A 19,875-nucleotide genomic window follows, 5' to 3' on the forward strand; every position below is an offset into this window, starting at 1 on the left:
TTTAGGACATCCCTGATCGCCTTTAGTCGGAGTCCGAATTACGTGTGTGGTGGGTGACGACTCCGGCTGTGCGTGTCGGCGGACCCGAAGTGATTTTTTTCGGGGAGTGATTTTCATTTCGACCGGATCTTCGGCCGCCAGGCCGGAGTCGGAATTCCTCGCAAGATGAGGCCGACGGTGTGTTCATCCGGTTTTCGGCCGGGCGCCGCTGTGGGTCTTCCTGGTCCGGGACGACTGCCGGCGGGCCGATGGCGCATCCGTGCCTTGTCGGTGGTGGCCGCCTCACGCGGCCGGTGTGGGTGCCGTACGGCTCGGATGCCTCGCCGCGACGTCCGCGGCCCAGAGCGCTATGCCGATGTAGAGGATCTGCTCGGGGATGCGCTGCCATAGCGGGGTCGCCGCCTTGCCCGCCAGGGTCACGTCGGCGAGCGCGGCGTGGATGTTCGCCGGAAACATCAGTACGAACAGCAGTGCCAGGCAGATCCCGGCCGCCTTCCGGGTGGCCGGGAGGGCGAGGCCCACCGCCCCGGCCAGTTCCAGGACGCCGGTCAGGTGGACCATGAAGGAGGGGAACGGGACGAACGGCGGAACCATGGCGACCATATCGGCGTGGTTCGGCATGAAAGTCACGTTCGACGGGACGAAGTGGGCGCTGGCCGTCATCACGAGCATGACGGCCAGGCCGTGCGCGGCGCTGACCCGCCAGGTGGCGAAACGGGCCGGGCCGAACAGTGCGCCCAGCAGGCGGAAGCACAGTGTGGACGCGGTGAGAACGATCACAGTCATGAGGCATCCCTTTCTTTGGATAGACAGACTATCCAAATCTGGATAGTAATGCTATCCAATCGGGGTTCCAGTCTTTGATCCGTTGGTCACACGCCGGTGATCGCGGCCACCGGCCCCCGTGCCCCTCTCTGCGGCCGGCGGCGCTCGTGCGGGCCGGAACCGTTCCGGGCGAGACGGCGACGCATGCACGACCGGCTCCGGGTCGGCCCTGGCAAGGGATCGAGAGGGGTGTGCCCCCACAGGCGCGGACCCGGTTTTGTCGGCGTGATCGGCTACGTTCCGAGGCCATGAACGACCGTTCCCCCAACGGCGAAACCGTGTGGGCGCAGCACAGCAGGCTGCGTGTGGTGCCCCCGGTCAAGCCTCGCAAGCTGGCGAAGGTCCCCTTCGCCGAACTGGCGGATGGCCGGCTGCAGGGCGTGGTGTCGAGCGGCTCGGACATCGGCCGGGTCTACGTCTCCTCCATCGCCGCCGGCACCCACGACTACAACTGCAGTACCAACAACAACCGCCCCTGCGGTGGGCTGTACGGCTCGCCGTGCAAGCACCTGCGGGCACTCACCGCCGAGGCCGTCCTGCAGTACGGCCTCGACCGCGTGGCCCGTTACCTGCGGGTGGACGTCCCGGACGGCACCGAGCTGGTCGACTGCCTGACCGGTGCGCACAGGCCCGCCCCCGCCGCCATGGTGTTCAGCCGTTTCCTGCGCCACCTGGCCTACCTGGAGGTGCCGGACACCACGATGCCGATCCCCGAGATGCACTGGTTCCCCGCGGAAGGGGCGGTGCGCTGATGCTCGCCGTACAGCTTGCCGAACTGCTCGACGGCGCTCCGGAGGGCGCGAGGGAGGCGCTCGCCCTGGTCGGCGGGTTCGACGACGCCCTCGTGCACGGCCTCGCCCGGCTCGCCGACGAGCGGGCCGCAGCGCTGGCGGCACTGGCCGGGGCGTTCACGGCGACCCCGATCGGCGAGCGGCTCGCGGAGGCGGCGGACGAGGTCGCCTCCGGCCGGATCGCGGAGGAGCACCTGACCGCGCTGGCGGGTGGCCGGGCCGCGCTGTTCGGCGCGGTGCACGACGCCCTGCTCGCCGATCTGGACGAGGCGCTGGGACGCGAGCGCGGCCCCTGGAGCCCCGGGCCGGAGTCCGAGCCGTACGGAACCGCCAACGTGCTCGGCGGGGTCCGCTCCTGGCTGCGCGAACTGGCCATCACCGGCTGGCGCGGAGTCGACCACGACCTCGTCTCCGCCGTCGACCAGATCATCGAGGCGCTCATGGCGGTGCCGGGACAGCGCAGGCTCGCCGTGCTGCTGGACGGTTTCGCGGCCGAGCTGCGAGCCTCCTGCCCGATCGCCGCGATGGAGCACCTGCCGGTACGGCGCTGGGCCGACCTGTGGACCCGTGCCGTGCTGCTGGCGCAGGACGGCGTGCTGCCCGGAGAGCAGCGGCCGGTCGGTACGGTGCCGGTCGGTACGGTGTCGGGGCGGCTGCTGGTCCTCGGTGTGGACGTGCACGAGCACGGCACCGCGGTCCAGTTCCAGGTCCACGCCGTCCTGGAGCCCGCCGACGGCGGCCCGGCCCGGCTGGTGCGGACCGGAGTCACCGCGGCCAAGGTCGACACCATCGTCGGGCCCGCGCTGTGGAAGCCGGCGCATGAACACAAGGTGCTACTCGCCGCGCTGGCCGACCGGCGGTCCCTGGAGGTCACCGATCTGCCTTTGCTCGACAGCGGCGACCTGGTCTGGCACGACGACAGGGCGTTCCTGGGCAAGCCGGCCGACTCGTTCACCACGGCCCGGTTGCATCTCGCCGGCGTGCTCGCCCCGGCGGTGCCGCCTCTGGAGCGGGTCCCGGTGCGGATCGCGGAACCCGTGCTGGTGGAGGGCTACAAGGTGACCGAGGACGGCTCGTTCGATCTCGGCGGAGCGGAGATCGCCGTGGACGTCGGGCGGCTGCCCTCCTGCGGCCCGCTCACTCCGAAGCTGGTCGCCGGCTCCTCGGCCTGCGTCGGGCTGGTCCGCTGGGACGGCGGGCGCTGGCTGCTGCAGCCTCTCGCCGTACAGGCGAAGGTCAAGCGGGAGACGGTCGAGATCGGCACCGGCGACTGGGCCCAGGGCCCCACCGATCCCAAGGTGGTGAAGGCCGAGGCCAGGGCGGGAGACGCGGTCGCCGTGCTGCGTGAGCGAGCCGGACGGTTGCTGCGGAAATGAGCGATCACATCTCGATCGGCGACCGTGCGGGCGCGGAGCGTAATCGGCGTCAGGTGCTGTACTGGCGGTTGCTCGCCCGGCTCTTCGACCACGAGGAGCAGCCCGCGCTGGAGACAGCGAGCATGGCGGTCGTCGGTGATCTCGGCCTGCCCGCCGCCGTGCTCGACCCCTCTGTCTCGGTCGATTCACTGGTGCAGCGATTCCCCGAGCTGGCCGCCGAGTTCCAGAACCTGCTCGCGCCGGGGGAGGACGCGCCCGGAGACGAGGTGCGCAGGGCCGCGCTTGTCTCGAAGCTGCTGCTCAACGTCTTCGCCACCGGTACGGGCGACGTCACCGCCACGCGGCTCGCGACCTGGCAGCAGGACGCCGCCTGGTTCAAACAGGCCATGTGCGGCGGGTCGGGCACGGGTGCGGGAAGCGGCCAGGGTGCGGGAGCCGGTGCGGGTTTCGGCGCGGGACCCGGCCTGGGTCCCGGCGTGGGACCTGGCGGAGGACCCGGCACGGGTTCCGGTGCGGGTTCCGGTGCGGGTTCCGGTGCGGGTTCCGGTGCGGGTTCGGGGGCCGGCGACGGCATCGACCCGGAACTGGCCCGTGCGCTGGCCGACCTGGAGGGCGACCTGGTCCACCGGATGCGGCTGCGCGAGGTCCTGGCGGACCCGGACCTGGCCAAGCGGCTCACGCCGAGCATGTCGCTCGTGGAGCAGCTGCTGCGCGACAAGTCCAACCTGTCCGGGGTGGCCCTGGCCAACGCCAAGGCGCTGATCCGCAGGTTCGTCGACGAGGTCGCCGAGGTGCTCCGTACCCAGGTCGAGAAGGCCGGCGTGGGGGAGATCGACCGGTCCGTGCCGCCCAAGCGGGTGTTCCGCAACCTCGACCTGGAACGGACGATCTGGAAGAACCTCACCAACTACAGCCCCGAGGACCAGCGGCTCTACGTCGACAGGCTGTATTACCGGCGTACGGCGCGGCGTACCACCCCGGCGCGCATGATCGTGGTCGTCGACCAGTCCGGCTCCATGGTCGACGCGATGGTGAACTGCACCATCCTGGCGTCGATCTTCGCCGGGCTGCCCAAGGTCGATGTGCACCTCGTCGCGTACGACACCCGGGCGCTCGACCTCACCCCGTGGGTGCACGACCCGTTCGAGGTGCTGCTGCGCACTCAGCTCGGTGGCGGCACCGACGGCACGGCCGCCCTGGCTCTCACGCGGCCGAAGGTCGCCGACCCGCGCGACACCGTGGTCGTGTGGATCTCGGACTTCTACGAGTGGGACTGCGACGGCGTCTACGCCGGTATGGAGGCGCTGCACCGCTCCGGCGTACGGCTCATCCCGGTGGGCTCGGTGAGCAGCGGCGGCCGGCAGAGCGTGAACCCGTGGTTCCGGCAGAAGCTCAAGGACCTGGGCACGCCCGTCATCTCCGGCCACATCCGGAAACTCGTGTTCGAACTGAAGAACTTCCTCGCTTAGGAGACCTCGATGACCAATGAGATGCTGCGTGCGCCCGCCGAGGTGAAGTACGCGGAGGAGCTCGACTGGCTGGAGTCGATCGACGACGGCCCCAAGCCGTTCTCCTGGCGGCTCAGCCCGCGCATGGTGCGGCTGTTCGTGCTCGGCTCCGAGCGCTCCGACGGCCTGGACCGGGAGATTTCGCAGAAGTGGTTCGGTGACCGCGGTTTCGTCGAGCGCAGTATCGTGACGCTCGCGTCCGACCGCGGCCTGCTGCTGATCGGCGATCCCGGAACCGGGAAGAGCTGGCTGGCCGAGTTGCTCGCCGCGGCGATCTGCCGCAACTCCACCCTGGTCGTGCAGGGTACGGCCGGCACCACCGAGGACCACATCAAGTATTCGTGGAACGTCTCGATGGTGATCGCCAAGGGCCAGTCGCGCGAGTCGATGATCCCCTCACCCATCATGACCGCGATGGAGCAGGGCGTGATCGGCCGGTTCGAGGAGCTGACCCGGTCGACCAGCGACGTGCAGGACGCGCTGATCTCGATCCTGTCCGAGAAGTACGTGTCCATCCCGGAGCTGGACACCGACAACACCGTGTTCGCCAAGCCCGGGTTCTCGATCATCGCCACCGCCAACAGCCGTGACCGGGGCGTGAACGACCTGTCCTCGGCGCTGAAGCGGCGGTTCAACTTCGTCCGCATCCCGGTGGTGACCAGCAAGACCAGCGAGGCGGAGATCGTCCGCTTCCGCACCACAGAGCTGCTGCGCCGGCACCGGATCGAGCTGGACGTGCCGCCCACGCTGCTGGACATCCTGCTGCAGAGCTTCGCCGACCTGCGCGCCGCGGCCGCCTCGGCCACCAGCGAGGACGAGAAGCTGGAGTCGGCACTGTCCACCGCCGAGCAGATCGGCGTGCTGGAGGACGCCATCCTGCACAGCCACTTCTTCGGCGACCGGACGCTGCGCGCCGAGACCCTCGGCGGCTCGCTGGTGGGTTCGCTGGCCAGGCGTGCTCCGGAGGATCTGGCGATACTCAACAAGTACTGGCACGGGGTCGTCGAACCCCGCAGCAAGAAGGACGGCGGCGAGTGGACGGACTTCCTCCAGGGCGGCCGGCAGACGATCTCGATGCTGTCATGAGCACGTTCGACGCCCTGCGCGGGCAACTCCTCGACGCCGCCGAGGCGTTCTCCGGCGGCGGGGACGCCCTGTCCGGCATCCTGGCGGGCATGGTCGACGACGTCGACCGGATGCTCCGTGAGCAACTCGAGATATTCCCGGTGTGTCACCACTCGCCGGCCTCGGCCCTGGCCATGACCCGGCGGCTGCGCACCAAGCGGCCCAAGGTCGTCTACCTGGAGCTGTGCGAGGACCTGCGCCCGCTCCTGGACGAGCTGCGCAACTGCCGGTTGCCGGTGGCGCTGCAGGCGTTCGCCACCCGGCTCGACGGCTTTCCTGCCGACTCCGGTCCGCTCAGCGTGGTGGCGCCGGTCACCGAGGCCTCGGCCGAATACCAGGCGATCGCGTACGCGCTCGACACCCCCGGCGTCGAGCTGGTCCTGGTCGACCGCTCGGTGGACCACGTCTTCCAGTGGCTGCCCGGGGAGCCGGACGGCCCGGCGCCCTCCGGCGAGGCCGCGCCCGCAGGTGAGACCGCGTCCTCAGGTGAGGAGGGGGAGAATGGTGAGGAGGCGATCCTGCACGGGGACGCCGTCGGCGTCGAGATCGGCGACCTGCGGCCCCGCTTCGCCGATCTGGAGGCGCACCTGCTGCACCACGGCAAGGTCCGGCACTGGTCGGAGTGGTGGGACCAGTATGTCGAGCAGCCGCTGACCGGCGCGGACTACGACACCTACCGGCAGGCCATGGCGCTGATCGGCAGCCTGTTCCGGCGGCTGCGTCCCACCGAGGACGACCGGCTCGCGATCGACGAGGAACGCGAACGCCACATGTGGACGCGGATCCGCGAGCACCTCGCCGCCTCCGGCGCCGCCCCGGCAGACTGCCTGTACGTGTGCGGGGCCTTCCACGCCGTCAGCCGGGTGGCGGAGTTCGGCCTGGCGGCCGAAGCGCCCGCGTACACGATCAAACCGCGTACCGGAACCAGCTGGCTGTACGGGCTCATCCCATCCAGCCACTCGGCCATCGAGGCGCAGTTCGGCCTCGCCCGGGGATCGGTGTCGATCGCGGCGGCGACCTGGGCGAAAGCGGCCGGACGCGGGGGCGTGACGCCGTACCGACTGGAGGGGCGGCAGGACGGCCGCACCCGCGCCAAAGCCGCAAAAGCCACCAAAGCCGCAAAGGTCGGCAAGGCCGCCAAGGTCGGCGAATCCGGGCCGCCCGCGGGCGGCGGACCGGCCGGCGACCGCCTGTCGGGCTTCCTGGCCGCCCCGCCCGTGCTGGACGGCCTGGACGAAGACGAGCTGCGCGGCTGGTGCGTCGACATCGTGCGGCTGGCACGCCGCAACGGCTACCTCGCCAGCACGGCCGACGCCATCGCCGTGTTCGAGACGTCGATCCTGCTCGCCGGTCTGCGCGGCCGGGCCAGGCCCACGCCGTACGACTTCGCGGACGCGGCGGTGACCTGCATCGAGAAGGACGTCGTGCCGGGCCGCCGGGACGTCCGCCGTCTGTGCGAGATCCTGCTGGGCGGCGATCGGATCGGCGTGGTCGGCTACGACGCGCTCCCGCCGCTCGCCCGCGACGTGTACGACCGGTTGGCGCCGCTGGGCCTGGACCTGAGCCGGCGCACCCAGCAGCGGGTGCTGCTCGACCTGAAGGCGAACCCGGAGCTGGAGCCATGCTCTGACATGCTGTGGAAGCTGCGCTACCTGCTACCCGACGGCGCGGTCCGTCCGATCATGGGGGCGCGCCGCCTCGGCGAACGGCCGATTCAGGAGAGCTGGGACCTGGCGATCGGCCGGCACCAGCGGTCGATCATCGAGCTGGGCTACGAGGGCGTCACCGTCGAGCAGGTGCTGGAGCAGCGGCTGCGCCGCAAGGTGTGGGAGCAGCAGGCCACCGCCGGGGTCGCGCTCGCGGCAGTCGCGGACGCGATCCTCTACCTGGGCGGCCGCCGGTTCGCCGACGAGCTCGGCAACCGGGCGGTCGAGCTGCTGGCCGCCGAGCGTACGGTCGACGACGCCCCCGAGGTGCTGCGCCGGATCAGGCGGCTGCTGGCCCACTACCGGGCCACGGAGCCGGAGCTGCCGGCCTGGTGCGAGGCGTTCGTCACGGCCGGATACGCGCACTACTGCACTTTGCTGCCGACCGCGTTCGCCGACGACGACACGGGGGTACGTCAGGTCGGCGCCATGCTCGGCTTCCTTTTCACGCTGGAGAGCCTCGCGCTGTCGCTCGGCTGCGACCGGGCCCAGCTCGAACTCGCCGTACGGCAGTCGCACCCGGAGGCCCCCGCCAAGGTCGCGCTGCTGTGGGTGGCCAAGACGCAGCTCGGCCTGCTGTCGCGGGACGAGCTGCGGGCCCGGTGCGACGAACTGCTGGCCAACCCGCTCGTCGTCCCCGCCTTCCCGCTCTACCTGAGCGGGTTCGTCCAGGCGCTCGAACCCGTCTCGGCCCTCGCGCCGTTCGTGGTCGAGGCGCTGTCGAAGGCGTTCGCGCGGCTGCCCGACTCCGTTCTGCTGCCGTGGCTGCCGACGTTGATCACGACGCTGCGCAGGTATGTGCCGGAGCTGGTGCCGGTGCTCGTCCGGGAGGCGGGCCGGACCTTCCCGGGCGGGCTCGCCGAGCTGGACGCGTGGACCCCGCCGTGGGAACGGCCTGCCGTACCGGCTGGGCGGACCCGGGCGGCGCCCGTGCGGAGCGGGCCGGTGACCGCCCTGCTCACCCGGCACCCGCGAGCGTGCGAAGCGGTGGCGGCTTTGCTCGGCTGCCCGGCGGAATGGCCCGCGCCCGAGGGGCCGGCGTCGGACGAGATCGAGGTCCGGGAGCTGCTCGCCCGTCATCCGGCCGCGACCGGCGCGATCGCCGCCCTGCTAGCCCTGTGCGTCAAAGAATGATCAGCCGACTGCTTGATGATCGCCGCCGGGAGGAGGGCTCACTGCTGGGGGCGTAGGGCCATCCAGATCGCCACCGCGTCATCCTCACCGGTGTTGTGCCAGAAGTGCGGCTGATGTGTGCGGAAGTGGAGGGCGTCACCAGGATTCAGCACGTGCAGCACCCCGCTGACCCCGAACTCCAGTTGGCCCGACACCAGGTAGACGAGTTCCTCGCCGGGGTGCTGCATCGGTTTGGCGCCGCTGCTCGCCCCGGGGATCACCGTGGCCACGGCCGCGGCGACCAGGAACTCGCCGTAGGGGCCGCTGATCCCGCTGAGGTCGATCCCCGCGTGTGAGGTGTAGATCGGACGGCCTCTGCCGGCGGGTGTGAAAACTGTCGGGTACTCGTCGTCGTCGTCCTCTTCCACGAAGTACGAAACGGGCCGGTCGAGCGCTGCCGAGATCTTGAGGAGAGTCGTGATCGTCGGCACCATGTCGGCCTGCTCGATCTTGTGGATCGCTGCGGCGGACACATCCGCGCGCTCCGCGAGCGACTGGAGCGAGTAGCCCTTCTGCTTGCGAAGTGCCTTGATTTTCGGGCCTATGCCGGAGACGACTTCGGCTACCCGTACCTTCACTTCGCGCCTCCGCTACATGTGCCGAGGTTCGCACTCCGTAACAAGCACCCATGGATACCTTGACGCCGCCGAGCAGGTACGTCAAGTATGGTAAACGGAAATTTACGCATGCTCAATGCGATCGAGGCCTCCCCGAGGAGAATCGAACTCAGATGCCCAGGCGAATCGTAGTCGTAGGTGGCGGAGCAGCAGGTATGGGCGCGGCCGGGGCCGCGAAAGGTACCGACCCAAACGCCGAGGTCATCGTCTTCACCGAGTACGAGGACACCTCGTACAGCCCCTGTGGGATCCCCTACGTCCACGGCCAGGAGATCGCCAGCTTCGACTCCCTCTTCATGGCGACCAAGCAGCACTATGTCGACCAGGGCATCGACATCCGCTACGAGACGGCCGTCACCTCCATCGACGTGAAGGCCAAGACGGTGACCGCGTCCGACGGGACCGTCGAACGCTACGACTCGCTGGTGCTCGCGACCGGGTTCGACTACGCCGACCCGGGGGTGCCGGGGGGCGACCTCGGCGGCATCTACTACGTGAAGAACATCCGCCGGGCCATGGAGTGGGACAAGGTCCTGGACACGGTCAAGACCGCGGTCGTCGACGAGGCGACGCCGCTGGGCACCGAGATGGTCACCGCGCTCGCGCATCGCGGCATCGAGACCCATCTGGTCGACCCCGCGCCGTGGGCCATGTCCATGGCCACCGATCCCGACATCATGCAGCCGGTCGAGGACTCCTGGGTCGAGATGGGCGTCAAGCTGCACTTCAAGACCAAGGTCACCGGATTCGTCGGGAAGGACGGCAAGCTCACCAAGGTCACCACCTCGGACGGGGACATCCCGGCGGACCTCGCCGTGGTGGCGACGAAGAAGGAGCCCAACACCGCGGTCGCCGTCGCGGCCGGCATCAAGACGGGCATGAGCGGCGGCGTCATCGTCGACGGGAAGATGCACACCTCCGCCCCCGGCGTGTACGCGGCGGGCGACTGCACCGAGATCCCGCACGGCGTCTCCAACGTCCCGATCCAGGGCCTGTCCGGCAGCCACGCCTACGCCCAGGGCAAGGTCGCCGGCACCAACGCGGCCGGCGGTTCCCGGGAGTACCAGGCCGTGTACGTCCCCTGGGGCATGGTCGCCGGCAAATGGATGATCGGCGGGGTGTCCTTCAGCGAGACGCTGGCCACCGCGCTCGGCATCCCGTTCATCACGGGCATCGCGCAGGGCATCTCCCGGGCGCGCTACTACCCCGATGTGAAGCCGGTCAAGGTCAAGCTTCTCGCCGAGCCCGAGCATCTCCGGCTCATCGGAGCCCAGCTCGTGGGCGGCGAAGGCATCAAGGAACGCGCCGACTTCCTGGCCATGGCCGTACGCACCGGAATCACGATCAACGACCTGGCGACCATGGAGAACGTCTACAGCCCGCCGATCGGCGCGCTCAACGAGCCGATCGCGCTCGCGGCCCAGAACGCGCTCACGAAAGTGAGGAGCTGACATGGGCCTGACGCGCTGGGTTCGTTCCCGCTCGGAGTATCACCTCATGATCGACGCGCAGGACAGGGTGGGCGCCCGGCACGGCGCCCGGCGTCCCGATCCACCGCGCGGAGCCGAGATCTTCTGGCGCCGGGTCTACGTCCCGATCTTCCACCGGCTGCCCCTGAAGCTGCGTAACGCGATCATCGCGCGTATGCCGGGCAGCCATCGGCAGGCCTGGACTCCCCAGCCACCCTCCAAGGGTCCCGCGGTCTGACGCGGGATCCGTCCCCTCTCCCCGGCAACAAAATCACAAAGGAGTGACATGTCCACTAAAACCGTGACCGTCGCCACCCCCCAGGATGGGGATGTCCTGTGGGACACGAGCGAGAAGGTATTCGAGGACATCAGGGCCAACGAGGGTGAGAAGGCGACGGTCTTCATTCACTCGGTGCCGTTCGAGGGATCGGTCTCCCTCGTCAACCTGATGACGTCCACGCGCCTCCAGCGCAAGGGGTTCAAGCTGACGATCGTCCTCTACGGGCCCGCGGTGCTGCTGGCCGCGGCCGGTCGAGGCTACCCCGCCGTCGGCACCGAGGGCTTCCCGGGCAACCTCTCGGTGAACAAGCAGATCAAGATCCTCCTGGAGGAGGGCGCCACCATCTATGCCTGCCGCTTCGCCATGGGCGCGCTGTACGGCATGCGTGAGGACGACCTGATCCCGGGTGTCAAGGCGTTCAACCCGCTGGACGTGCTCGACTCCGCGCTGACGGCGTGGCGGGAGCGTCACTTCCAGCTCAACACCTGGACGATGTAGATGGCCAAGGCACCATCGCGTCACATCGATGCGCATCGTCACATCGGCGTGCTGCCGGCGTTCCCCTTCTACGGCGGGCCGCCGGTCAACCCCGATGTGAACGCGCGCGCCACCGTCGACGAGCTGATCGCCGACATGGACCGGGAGGGCACCGAGCGCGCCCTGGTGATCCCGAACTACGGGGTCCCCGACCCGAGCCACTCGTTCGCGCTCAACGAGCTCGTCCTCGAAGCGGTCGGCAGGAGTGATCGCCTCAGCGCCGCGCTGTGGGCCTCGCCCCGGCCGCAGGACGACGAGCTCACCGACAAGGCGCTCGCGCTCGCCTCGGAGAGCGGGGTGAAGGCACTCAAGATCAGCTTCCTGCTCGGCGGCTCGGCCGAGGATCCGGAGTGTCTGACCCGGCTCGACAAGGTGTTCGCCGTCGCCAAGGCCAACAACCTCGTCGTACACGTGCACACCTCGCCGGGTGCTGCATCGGACATCGACAAGGTCGGCCTGCTGGTGGAGCGCTACGCGGACGAGACGCCGATCCACCTCGTCCACTTCGGCGGCGGGGTGAGCGGCCACATCAAGCTCATCGGCAAGCGGTTCTTCGACTGGATCGAGGCAGGCAAGAAGGTGTACACCGACCTGACCTGGTCGGTGGGCTTCGCGCCGCAGTGGCTCGCCCGCGAGATCGACCGTCGCGGCATCGGCGGCGATCGCGTGCTGTTCGCCTCCGACCAGCCGTGGGGCGAGTTCGCCGGTGAGTACGCCCGCATGGTCGACGCCACGGGCGGCGGTGAGCTGACCGAGTCGGTCTTCCACGGCAACTTCGAGCGGCTCTACGGCTGACACGCCGTGCCATGAGTCCCAGGCGGAGCTCCGCCTGGGACTCGTGGTGTCTTCGCTGACGAGCCAGAACACGGAAGGGGTGGGATTGTGGCGAGGTCGGGAGAATCGAACGAGGTCGTCGCGCACTGGCAGGGCGGCTGGCGGGCGACCGTCACCGCGGGGCCGTTCTCGTTCGACGTCGACGAGCCGGAGAGCGTCGGCGGAACGTTCACCGGTCCCATGCCGACCGAATACCTCCTGGGATCCCTCGCGTCCTGCTACGCGCTGGCGCTGGCCTGGTGCGCGCGCAAGCGCGGCGTGGAGATAACGGATCTGTCGGTCTCGGCCATCGGGGAGTACGACGGCCCGAGCTTCAGCGAAATCCGGCTGCGGGTGAGCTCCAGCCTCCCGGCGGAGCGGCTGCGCCCCCTGCTCGCACCGGCCTCCCGGGTCTGCTACGTCTCCAACACGCTGGCCAGCTCACCGCGGATCGAGGTCGAAACGACCGGCGCCGACGGCTGACGACCGGACGGAACGGACGGCACCGGACCGCGTGGACGCGCGGGGCCGGCGGACCCATCCGGTCCACCGGCCCCCACGTCATCGCGTCACGGCCCAGGCTTCACCGCTCAGGCCGCACGGCCGGCCTCGCCCGAGAGCTTCGCGTCCAGCGCCAGCAGCGCTTGGACGAACACCTCGATCGGCGCCTCGGCCACCCCCGCGCCCACCTGGCCGCTGCCGTCGGAGTTGTGCAGGATGCCGGTCGTCACCTTCGGGGTGATGCCCAGCTCGACGACCTTGCGTACGTCCACGCCCACCGGCGACCCCTTCATTCCCCAGTACGGGATCGTGAAGCGGCTGGAGTTGCCGACGCACACGTCGTCCAGTTCCTCGGTCAACTCGGCGGCGTTCGCCATGGTGCCGCCGACGAACTGCGCGACGGCCGGCGACCCGGCGGCGACCGCCCCCCCGAGCCCGACCAGCTCAAGCACCGCGCTGTCTCCCACATCAGGGGAGGCGTCGGCCTCGCCGCGTCCGGGGTGGTAGAGCGCCCGCCCCACCATCGGCGCGGGGGCGTAGAACCATTCGGCGGAGGGACCGGCGAGCCAGGCGGCGAAGTCGGTGCCGTTTCGCGCCATCCCGATCACGATCGAGCTGTTCTCCACCTGGGCGGCCCATGTGGTCAGCGCCCGGGCGGCGGCCATTCCCAGGCTCAGGAACAGCAGATAGTTGGCGGACAGGAAGGTCGCCACCTCGATCCGGCGCGGGTGGTCGCCCGCCACCAGCGCGGGCAGCAGGCTGCGCAGCAGCAGGTTGGTCGCGGCCTGGGTCCGTACGTGAACGTCGTCTCCCATCGCGACCGCCTGAGCGGCCAGGGACAGCACGTCGACCGGCCCATGCTCCCGAACGGCGGCGGCCAGCACCGGACCGGCTGCCTCCTGCAGGAGCACCAGCCGTTCGATCGCACCCGGCGTGTCCCGGCCGAACCACGCCACATCCCCCGAGCCCTGCCCGATCGGAGCGTAGGCCCGGGTGCCCGCCTCGGCGAGCTCGACCTCCCAGACGGGTGTGCTCGGCCCCATCGACGTCGCCATCGGCACGACCAGGCCGTGCGCGTTGGCCGGCTCCAGCCGGACCGCGCCGTCCCGGAGCAGGACGTCCGCCTCCTCCGGCGTTCGCGCCCATCCCTCGGCGCAGACGACGGCGCGCATCGAGCGGCGCAGCGGATCTGTGACCCGGTCGATCGAGATCCGCGGTCCGCAGTGCAGCAGCACCCTGCCGTCGGCGAGCACCGGGATCACGTCGGCTGCGGTCCGTACGGCGACGAGCTGGGGCGCGCCGCGGTCCAGCCGCCGGAAGACCTCCTCGTTGGCGGCGTCGATCGTGCGCGTGTGCGGACCGTACAGGCGCCGGAGCGCGGCGACCACGGTGGGGTCACCGCTGCCGGGGATGCGCCAGTCGAGCTGTACGACCGGACGTCCCTGCTGCCTGATCGCATCGGCGAACAGCGGCAGGCCGACGTTGACGACGTTGACCTCCCCGGGAAGGCGGATCGGAGTGGCGATCTCAGCTGCCGGCATCATTCTCCCTTTCGACGGCTTCAGCGACTTCAGCGGTTTCCCTGACTTCAGCGGCTTCGGCGGCTTCTATGACGAACTTCTCCGCTTCGGCCACGAGCGCGGCTTCGGCCCGTTCGAACGCCTCGCGCCGCGCCTTGGCGCGGTCCCGGAGCGATTCCGCCTTCTCGGCGCAGTCCGCCGCCATCTCCTCGACCACGGGCGGCGCGGCGCCACCGCTCAGCGTCCGCGTCTCGACGATGCGCCGGGGATCGAGGATCTCGCTGAGGTCGCGGCCCTCCAGCCCGAGCGAGATCCCCGCGTACTGTCTGGCCGCCGCTTCCAGCCGCGTTCCGTCGAGGTCGATGCCGCGCAGACCCTCCCGGCTCGCTTCGCGTACGGCGATGCCGATCACCTGGTACGCGGTCCGGTAGTCCACCTGGCAGGTCTGCATGACGAACTCCGCCAGGTCCGTCGCCTGGCTGAACCCGGACTCGAGGGCGGCCCACATCTTGTCGGCGTTGACCGTCAGGCTGCGGATGACCCCGCCGGTGAGCCGGGTCGTCCGGCCGGCCAGGTCCAGCGCGCGCGGGATCTCCCCGTACGCGTAGATCAGGTTGTCGCTCCGGGCGGACGGGCTCTTGCTGACCGCGAGGAACCCGGTGAGCCGGCCGATCATGGTGCCTGCGGCACCGCGGATGATCGACAGCGCGTACGGGTTGCGCTTCTGCGGCATGAGCACGCTGGAGCGGCTGTACCCGTCGGCGATGGTGACGTAGTCGAACTCGTTGCTGGCCCAGATCTCCAGGTCCTCGGCCAGTTTGCTCTGGGTGGTGAGCAGGCTGGAGGCGTGGGAGAGCGTCGCGATGAGACCGTCGATCTGCCACATGGCGTCGCGGGTGTGCTCGATGAAACCGTCGAATCCCATCAGGTCGGCGACCCGGTTCCGGTCGGCGAGCAGCCGGCTCCCGTTGACGCAGCCCGCGCCGCCCGGGCTCGTGTTGACCCACGTGAGCGCGTCCATGAGCCGTTCTGCGTCCCGCAGGATCGGATAGGCGAAGCTCACGAGGTAGTGGCCGAACGTGGAGGGCTGCGCGTGCTGGAGGTAGGTCTGGTCGGGCAGCCAGGTCCTGCTGTGCCGTCCGGCCAGTACGGCGATGGCGTGGGCGAGCCCCGCCGCGTCCTCGACCAGGTCCTCGAGGACGGCGCGGACGTGGAGGCGGAGCGCGATGCGCACGGCCTCCCGCCGGGGCCGACCGGCGTGCAGCCACCCCGCGTCGTCCCCGATCTGCTCGGTGAAGTGGCGCTCCCGCGAGTTGTACGGCTCGCCGTAAGCCGGGTCGTACGGAAAGTCCTCGGGGGAGGTGTGTACCGCCTTGAGCAGCACCTCCATGAGCCGGCCCGCCGCCGGCCTGGGGATCACCCGGCGCTCGTGCAGGTCGATGACGTGCGCGATGTCGGCGAGGTTGAGGCCGGAGTGCAGCAGTGGCGCATCGGCGTTCTCGAGCGCGAACCCGCTGTCGATCAGTTCCTGGGCCGGGCCGCCCATGGGCGGCCCCAGCCGGTCGGGTCCGCTCCGCTGGTGTGCGGAGGGAGCGGACGGCAGTCCGTCATCGGTCATCGTGACTCCATCCCGCGACGGCGTCGAGCAGGCCGCCGGTATGCCAGAAGACTGTCGTGTGGCCGGGGTCGGCGCGCCGATCCCCGATGATCCGCGCGAGCGCGCCCAGCGCCTTCGCCGAGTACACCGGATCGAGGACGATCCCCGAGGTGCGCAGGGCGACCCGGGCGGCGCGCTCGCCCTCCTCGGACGGGTGCCCGTGGCCGGGGCCGCGGGCGTCGTACACGACGACGTCCGCCTCCCGGGGCGGCTCGGTGCCCATCAGCCGGGCGCACTCCCGGCCGAGGTGGAGGACGCGCCGCGCGGTCTCCTCCGGCGGCCGGCTGACCGCCGCCCCGCGCATCCGCAGCCGCCGCCCGAGCGCCACCGCCCCGGAGACGAGACCCGCCAGCGTCCCTCCGGAACCGGCGCCCACCACGACCGTGGCCGACCCGTCGGAACCGCCGCCGGACCGGTCGCGGAGCTGGGCGTCGAGTTCGAGCGCGGCCAGGTGGAATCCGGCGGACCCGACGGGTGTGGCGCCGCCGCGCGGCACCGCGTAGGGCCGCAGCCCCTTCCGGGTCAGCTCGGCGGCCGTCGTCTCGATCGCGGTGTCCACCGAGCCGCGGTCGGCGTCGTACGTCCACCGCACGTCGGCCCCCCAGCGGACGGCGGCGGCGTGGTTGGGGTGCCTGACCGGCGGGGGAGACCCGGCGTAGACGAGCACGCACCGCATGCCCGCCCAGGCGGCTGCCGCGACCGCGGCCTGGCAGAAGTTCGAACCGGGCGTTCCCCCGGTCACCAGGACGCCGGCGCCGGAGGCGGACGCGTCGGCGACGAGCATCTCCAGCTGGCGTGCCTTGTTGCCCGCGACGGCGAAGCCGGTCAGGTCGTCGCGCTTCAGCAGCAGGGAACCGCCGATGCCGAGCGCCTCAGCCAGCCGCGGCGCCTCCTGGAGGGGGGTGGGCAGTACGGCGAGGCCGGCGCGGGCGGGGGCGATCCTCTGATGATCCGGCGTCACGGCCATGAAGGCGGCTCCTCGGCGGCGGCGCGCCGGGCGCGGGCCACGACCAGGTCCACCATCGCGGCGGCGGAACCGGGGTCCGACGGGTTCTGCGTGTCGCCGAGGTAGGTGCGCACGTTGGCGGCCATCCGGCCGGCGTTCACCTCCAGCCCCTCGGCCAGCTCGACGCCGAGCGCGAGGGCCTTGCCCGTCAGCAGGCAGATCTCCGGCAGGGCGATCCACTCCGCCTTCCAGGCCCGCCCGTCGCGCTCGTGCTGGCTGACGACGGACTCCAGGAGAACGCCGGCGTTCGCGCGGACCAGGCGGGCGAGCGTGCTCAGGTGCTCGCTGCCCTCGGGGTTGCGCTTGTGGTGCATGGTGATGCTGCCGACCACCCCGGCCGGTCGCGGCTCGCCGAGCTCCCCGATCTCCGGGCGCTGGAGCTCGTACACCTCCTCGCCGATCCGGGCGAGGGTGCCGGTGATCAGGGCGAGCACGCCCCCGAACTCCGCGATCCTGTCGCGTGCGCTCAACCACGAGATGACGGGGTCGGCCAGCCCCAGCTCGGCGGCGAACCTGGCGCGTACGGCGAGTCCGCGGTCGCCGTACGCGACCAGGGTGCCGATGCCGTCGCCGAGTTGGGCCACGAGCCAGCGCGGCGCCCCCTCGCGTAGCCGGTCGAGATGCCGCCTGATCTCGTCGGCCCAGGACGCCGCCTTCCATCCGAACGTCGCGGGCGCCCCGGGCTGGCCATGGCTCCGGCCCGCGATCGGCGTCTCGCGATGCTCGGCCGCCAGATCGACGAGCGCCTTCTCGATCCGGCGCAGATCACGCCAGGCGATGGCGCCGACGGCGCGGATCGCCAGCGAGGTCCAGGTGTCGGTGAGGTCCTGTACGGTCGCCCTGACGTACACGTGCTCCCGGGCCGCCTCCGGCAGCACGCGGCGCAGCTCATGGATCAGTCCCAGGGTCGAGTGCCCGGTCTGCCTGGTGCCCAGCGCGATCCGGTCCAGGTCGAGCCGGTCGACCCGCAGCTCGTCGGTGATGATCGCGGCGGCCTCGGCCGGGATGATCCCCTCCGCCGCCTGCGCCCTGGCCAGCGCGGCGAGGACGTCGAGCCACGCCTGCAGCCTGGCCCGCTCCTCGAAGATCTGCCGCAGCTCGTCCGTGCCCCACAGATGTGCGTAGCCCGTTGAGTCCGCGATTCGTGCGGTCACGCCATCTCCCCGTTCCGCTCCCCGTCCGATCCGTCTGGTCCGTCCGATCCGCCCAGCCTGCTGCCCGGCTTTCCGCCCAGCCTTCCGGCCAGCTCGGACGCGGCGGCGAGCCCCTCAGCGACCAGTGAGAACGACGCCCCCCAGGGCACCACGACGGTGTCGCCGCGCGTCTCCACGTTCTCCTCGAGCAGACAGCACTTGGTGAGCCTGGCCTCACCGGGGGGAAGCGGCAGCCCGGCCGCCAGAGTGATCGGGCAGATGTCGATCTGGCGTACGTTCCCCGCCTTGTCCGGATAGAAGTGGTCGTGGATCGCGCGTGAGCGTGCGCAGCCGATCAGGACCCAGTCCGCCCGCTGCGGCACCTCGTCCAGATAGGAGATCTCCGCACCGGGGACCGACATGCCACCTCCGCGGCAGGGCAGCAGGTAATGCTCGGCCGGTTCCGCTGCCGCGATCTCCTCCAGGTCGACGACCTGCGGCACGCACTCGGTGGCCGGAAGCTCCTCCGCGGTGTCGGCGACGCGCTGGACCTGGTCGTACAGCTTGGCGGGCCACGGGGGTGCGACGTCGAGCACGTGCACCCGGCGCGGCGTGGGATCCAGGATGAAGTTGACGTGCTCGTAGCGCCCGCGCACGATCACGCAGCGGGGCGCGTCCGGGACGTCGCGGGCCGCACGGAGCAACTGGCCGGGGACGGCGGTGTCGATGTCGGGCCGGTCGACGAACGCCGTCTCGTCCGGACCTGCCAGCACGCGTACGTCGCCGACGTCGATGAACAGCCCGGTGGCGGCGCCGCCGTCCCCCGGGGTAGGGGTCAGCTCGACCACGGCGTACGCGTCCCGGTTCCTGGCCACGACGAAGCGCGTCCTGCGGTAGATCTGCCGGCTGAGGAAGAACGTACGCAGGGAGTCGCCGTCGAGATCGACAGCGACGTCGGTGAAAGCCACGGTCCGGTACTGGTAGGGGATCATGACGTCTCGGCTCCCGCGTGCGACCGCGCGTTCGCGGGCACCGCGCCGAGGGTGTCAGAACGCAGCCCAAGCCGGAGCGTCTCGACGGCCATGACCTCGGCCGGTTGGATGTTGCCGAGGTTGACGTCGGCGCCGTAACGCCGGATCAGCCATGCCTGCTGGGCTCTGCGCGGGGCCTCGAACAGCGTGGCCTCCAGGCCGATGGCCGCCACGACGGCGTCCACGATGTCGGCGCGCACCTCGCCCTCGGCGTCGAACAGGCCGACCGTGCCGCTCTCCCGTCCCTCGGTCAGCACCCAGGTCGCGCCCGCGTCGACGTCGGCACGCGCGTCCGCCGCCCACTGCGCGGCAGACGGGGTCGCCCGGGGATCCTTGAGCCCGACCTCGGACAGGACGAGGAACCGGGCGGCCGCGGTACTGATGATCTTGTCCTTGTCGGCGCGGGGGATCTCCACCGTGCCGCAGGACACCTCGATGCACGGGAAGCCCACGGCCTCGGCCCAGTCCATGAACCTGTCCAGGACGCCCTGCCGCAAGGAGACCTCCAGCAGCGTTCCCCCGGTGCAGGCCAGGACCTGGTGCGCGGCCAGCAGTTCGAGCTTCTCCCGGAGCGACGGGTCGATGTAGGCCGTTCCCCAGCCTAATTTCCACACGTCGATGTCCGCGGCGGCGTTCTGCAGCCGCCGCTCGACCTCGGCCACCGGCATGCCGTTGTCCAGCACGTGGGAGATGCCGTACCGGCGAGGCTTCCTCGTGCGCTGCGGGAGCTCGAGGAAGTCGGGCTCCGCCGGATTCAGGACCTGGACGGAGTTGTGGTTTGGGGTGGATTGTCCTGTCACGGGAGCG

The 19,875-nt window shown here is 70.6% G+C and carries 18 protein-coding genes; 10 read left to right on the top strand and 8 right to left on the bottom strand.

Annotation, left to right across the window (positions count from 1 at the left end; genetic code table 11):
- Positions 1-282: 282 nt before the first annotated feature.
- A complete protein-coding gene (locus tag ACQP1K_RS02075; RefSeq protein ID WP_433499168.1) occupies positions 283-786 on the bottom strand; it encodes a DoxX family protein in 504 nt (167 codons plus the stop codon).
- A 287-nt stretch (positions 787-1,073) separates the two neighbouring features.
- Between ACQP1K_RS02075 and ACQP1K_RS02080 the strand changes: the two genes are divergently transcribed.
- The 5 genes from ACQP1K_RS02080 to ACQP1K_RS02100 are packed head-to-tail and all read left to right on the top strand — an operon-like array spanning position 1,074 to position 8,465.
- Entirely contained in the window at positions 1,074-1,577 is a 504-nt protein-coding gene (locus ACQP1K_RS02080; protein WP_433499169.1) for a hypothetical protein, read from the top strand.
- Positions 1,577-2,992, top strand: a complete 1,416-nt coding sequence (locus ACQP1K_RS02085; protein ID WP_433499170.1) for a hypothetical protein — start codon at positions 1,577-1,579, stop codon at positions 2,990-2,992. The genes ACQP1K_RS02080 and ACQP1K_RS02085 overlap by 1 nt, the downstream gene beginning before the upstream one ends.
- A complete protein-coding gene (locus ACQP1K_RS02090) occupies positions 2,989-4,461 on the top strand; it encodes a VWA domain-containing protein (RefSeq protein WP_433499171.1) in 1,473 nt (490 codons plus the stop codon). The genes ACQP1K_RS02085 and ACQP1K_RS02090 overlap by 4 nt, the downstream gene beginning before the upstream one ends.
- 9 nt (positions 4,462-4,470) lie before the next feature.
- Positions 4,471-5,586 (top strand): ATP-binding protein, encoded by a 1,116-nt coding sequence (locus ACQP1K_RS02095; protein ID WP_433499172.1) that lies wholly within the window; start codon positions 4,471-4,473, stop codon positions 5,584-5,586.
- The gene (locus ACQP1K_RS02100) at positions 5,583-8,465 is read left to right on the top strand and encodes a DUF5682 family protein (RefSeq protein ID WP_433499173.1); all 2,883 of its coding nucleotides are present in this window, start codon (positions 5,583-5,585) and stop codon (positions 8,463-8,465) included. The genes ACQP1K_RS02095 and ACQP1K_RS02100 overlap by 4 nt, the downstream gene beginning before the upstream one ends.
- Before the next feature lie 38 nt (positions 8,466-8,503).
- Here ACQP1K_RS02100 and ACQP1K_RS02105 read toward each other — a convergent pair whose 3' ends face one another.
- A complete protein-coding gene (locus tag ACQP1K_RS02105; protein WP_433499174.1) occupies positions 8,504-9,082 on the bottom strand; it encodes a helix-turn-helix domain-containing protein in 579 nt (192 codons plus the stop codon).
- A gap of 152 nt (positions 9,083-9,234) precedes the next feature.
- On the opposite strand from ACQP1K_RS02105, the gene ACQP1K_RS02110 reads away from it, so the two are divergent.
- The 5 genes from ACQP1K_RS02110 to ACQP1K_RS02130 all read left to right on the top strand — a co-directional run bounded on the left by ACQP1K_RS02110 (position 9,235) and on the right by ACQP1K_RS02130 (position 12,703).
- Complete coding sequence (locus ACQP1K_RS02110; protein WP_433499175.1) at positions 9,235-10,572, top strand: FAD-dependent oxidoreductase; 1,338 nt, start codon at positions 9,235-9,237, stop codon at positions 10,570-10,572.
- A gap of 1 nt (position 10,573) precedes the next feature.
- Entirely contained in the window at positions 10,574-10,828 is a 255-nt protein-coding gene (locus tag ACQP1K_RS02115) for a hypothetical protein (protein WP_433499176.1), read from the top strand.
- Positions 10,829-10,876: 48 nt separating this feature from the next.
- Complete coding sequence (locus ACQP1K_RS02120) at positions 10,877-11,368, top strand: MSMEG_0572/Sll0783 family nitrogen starvation response protein (protein ID WP_433499177.1); 492 nt, start codon at positions 10,877-10,879, stop codon at positions 11,366-11,368.
- Positions 11,369-12,202 (top strand): amidohydrolase family protein, encoded by an 834-nt coding sequence (locus ACQP1K_RS02125; protein ID WP_433499178.1) that lies wholly within the window; start codon positions 11,369-11,371, stop codon positions 12,200-12,202.
- An 87-nt stretch (positions 12,203-12,289) separates the two neighbouring features.
- The gene (locus tag ACQP1K_RS02130) at positions 12,290-12,703 is read left to right on the top strand and encodes an OsmC family protein (RefSeq protein ID WP_433499179.1); all 414 of its coding nucleotides are present in this window, start codon (positions 12,290-12,292) and stop codon (positions 12,701-12,703) included.
- 107 nt (positions 12,704-12,810) lie between these two features.
- On the opposite strand, the gene ACQP1K_RS02135 is transcribed toward ACQP1K_RS02130, so the two are convergent.
- The 6 genes from ACQP1K_RS02135 to ACQP1K_RS02160 are packed head-to-tail and all read right to left on the bottom strand — an operon-like array spanning position 12,811 to position 19,868.
- Entirely contained in the window at positions 12,811-14,265 is a 1,455-nt protein-coding gene (locus ACQP1K_RS02135) for an oxamate carbamoyltransferase subunit AllG family protein (RefSeq protein ID WP_433499180.1), read from the bottom strand.
- Positions 14,249-15,859: an argininosuccinate lyase gene (locus tag ACQP1K_RS02140; RefSeq protein WP_433499181.1), complete on the bottom strand. Its 1,611-nt coding sequence runs from the start codon at positions 15,857-15,859 to the stop codon at positions 14,249-14,251. Before ACQP1K_RS02140 ends, ACQP1K_RS02135 begins: the two co-directional genes overlap by 17 nt.
- Positions 15,849-16,865, bottom strand: coding sequence for a 1-aminocyclopropane-1-carboxylate deaminase/D-cysteine desulfhydrase (locus tag ACQP1K_RS02145; RefSeq protein WP_433499182.1), 1,017 nt, complete (start codon positions 16,863-16,865; stop codon positions 15,849-15,851). The genes ACQP1K_RS02140 and ACQP1K_RS02145 overlap by 11 nt, the downstream gene beginning before the upstream one ends.
- Positions 16,856-18,058 (bottom strand): lyase family protein, encoded by a 1,203-nt coding sequence (locus tag ACQP1K_RS02150; RefSeq protein ID WP_433499183.1) that lies wholly within the window; start codon positions 18,056-18,058, stop codon positions 16,856-16,858. Before ACQP1K_RS02150 ends, ACQP1K_RS02145 begins: the two co-directional genes overlap by 10 nt.
- Positions 18,055-19,029, bottom strand: a complete 975-nt coding sequence (locus ACQP1K_RS02155; protein WP_433499184.1) for a DUF7714 family protein — start codon at positions 19,027-19,029, stop codon at positions 18,055-18,057. Before ACQP1K_RS02155 ends, ACQP1K_RS02150 begins: the two co-directional genes overlap by 4 nt.
- The gene (locus ACQP1K_RS02160) at positions 19,026-19,868 is read right to left on the bottom strand and encodes a phosphosulfolactate synthase (RefSeq protein WP_433499185.1); all 843 of its coding nucleotides are present in this window, start codon (positions 19,866-19,868) and stop codon (positions 19,026-19,028) included. The genes ACQP1K_RS02155 and ACQP1K_RS02160 overlap by 4 nt, the downstream gene beginning before the upstream one ends.
- Between the last annotated feature and the right edge of the window lie 7 nt (positions 19,869-19,875).

The organism is Sphaerimonospora sp. CA-214678, from assembly GCF_050942215.1.
Taxonomy (GTDB): Bacteria; Actinomycetota; Actinomycetes; order Streptosporangiales; family Streptosporangiaceae; genus Sphaerimonospora.

What these genes read in the sequence shown, in the direction of transcription:
- ACQP1K_RS02085 (WP_433499170.1), top strand. Translation starts at nt 1,577, where the DNA reads ATGCTCGCCGTACAGCTTGCCGAACTGCTCGACGGCGCTCCGGAGGGC.
- ACQP1K_RS02125 (WP_433499178.1), top strand. Translation starts at nt 11,369, where the DNA reads ATGGCCAAGGCACCATCGCGTCACATCGATGCGCATCGTCACATCGGC.
- ACQP1K_RS02115 (WP_433499176.1), top strand. Translation starts at nt 10,574, where the DNA reads ATGGGCCTGACGCGCTGGGTTCGTTCCCGCTCGGAGTATCACCTCATG.
- ACQP1K_RS02095 (WP_433499172.1), top strand. Translation starts at nt 4,471, where the DNA reads ATGACCAATGAGATGCTGCGTGCGCCCGCCGAGGTGAAGTACGCGGAG.
- ACQP1K_RS02100 (WP_433499173.1), top strand. Translation starts at nt 5,583, where the DNA reads ATGAGCACGTTCGACGCCCTGCGCGGGCAACTCCTCGACGCCGCCGAG.
- ACQP1K_RS02090 (WP_433499171.1), top strand. Translation starts at nt 2,989, where the DNA reads ATGAGCGATCACATCTCGATCGGCGACCGTGCGGGCGCGGAGCGTAAT.
- ACQP1K_RS02135 (WP_433499180.1), bottom strand. Translation starts at nt 14,265, where the DNA reads ATGATGCCGGCAGCTGAGATCGCCACTCCGATCCGCCTTCCCGGGGAG.
- ACQP1K_RS02145 (WP_433499182.1), bottom strand. Translation starts at nt 16,865, where the DNA reads ATGGCCGTGACGCCGGATCATCAGAGGATCGCCCCCGCCCGCGCCGGC.
- ACQP1K_RS02080 (WP_433499169.1), top strand. Translation starts at nt 1,074, where the DNA reads ATGAACGACCGTTCCCCCAACGGCGAAACCGTGTGGGCGCAGCACAGC.
- ACQP1K_RS02075 (WP_433499168.1), bottom strand. Translation starts at nt 786, where the DNA reads ATGACTGTGATCGTTCTCACCGCGTCCACACTGTGCTTCCGCCTGCTG.
- ACQP1K_RS02110 (WP_433499175.1), top strand. Translation starts at nt 9,235, where the DNA reads ATGCCCAGGCGAATCGTAGTCGTAGGTGGCGGAGCAGCAGGTATGGGC.
- ACQP1K_RS02120 (WP_433499177.1), top strand. Translation starts at nt 10,877, where the DNA reads ATGTCCACTAAAACCGTGACCGTCGCCACCCCCCAGGATGGGGATGTC.
- ACQP1K_RS02155 (WP_433499184.1), bottom strand. Translation starts at nt 19,029, where the DNA reads ATGATCCCCTACCAGTACCGGACCGTGGCTTTCACCGACGTCGCTGTC.
- ACQP1K_RS02140 (WP_433499181.1), bottom strand. Translation starts at nt 15,859, where the DNA reads ATGACCGATGACGGACTGCCGTCCGCTCCCTCCGCACACCAGCGGAGC.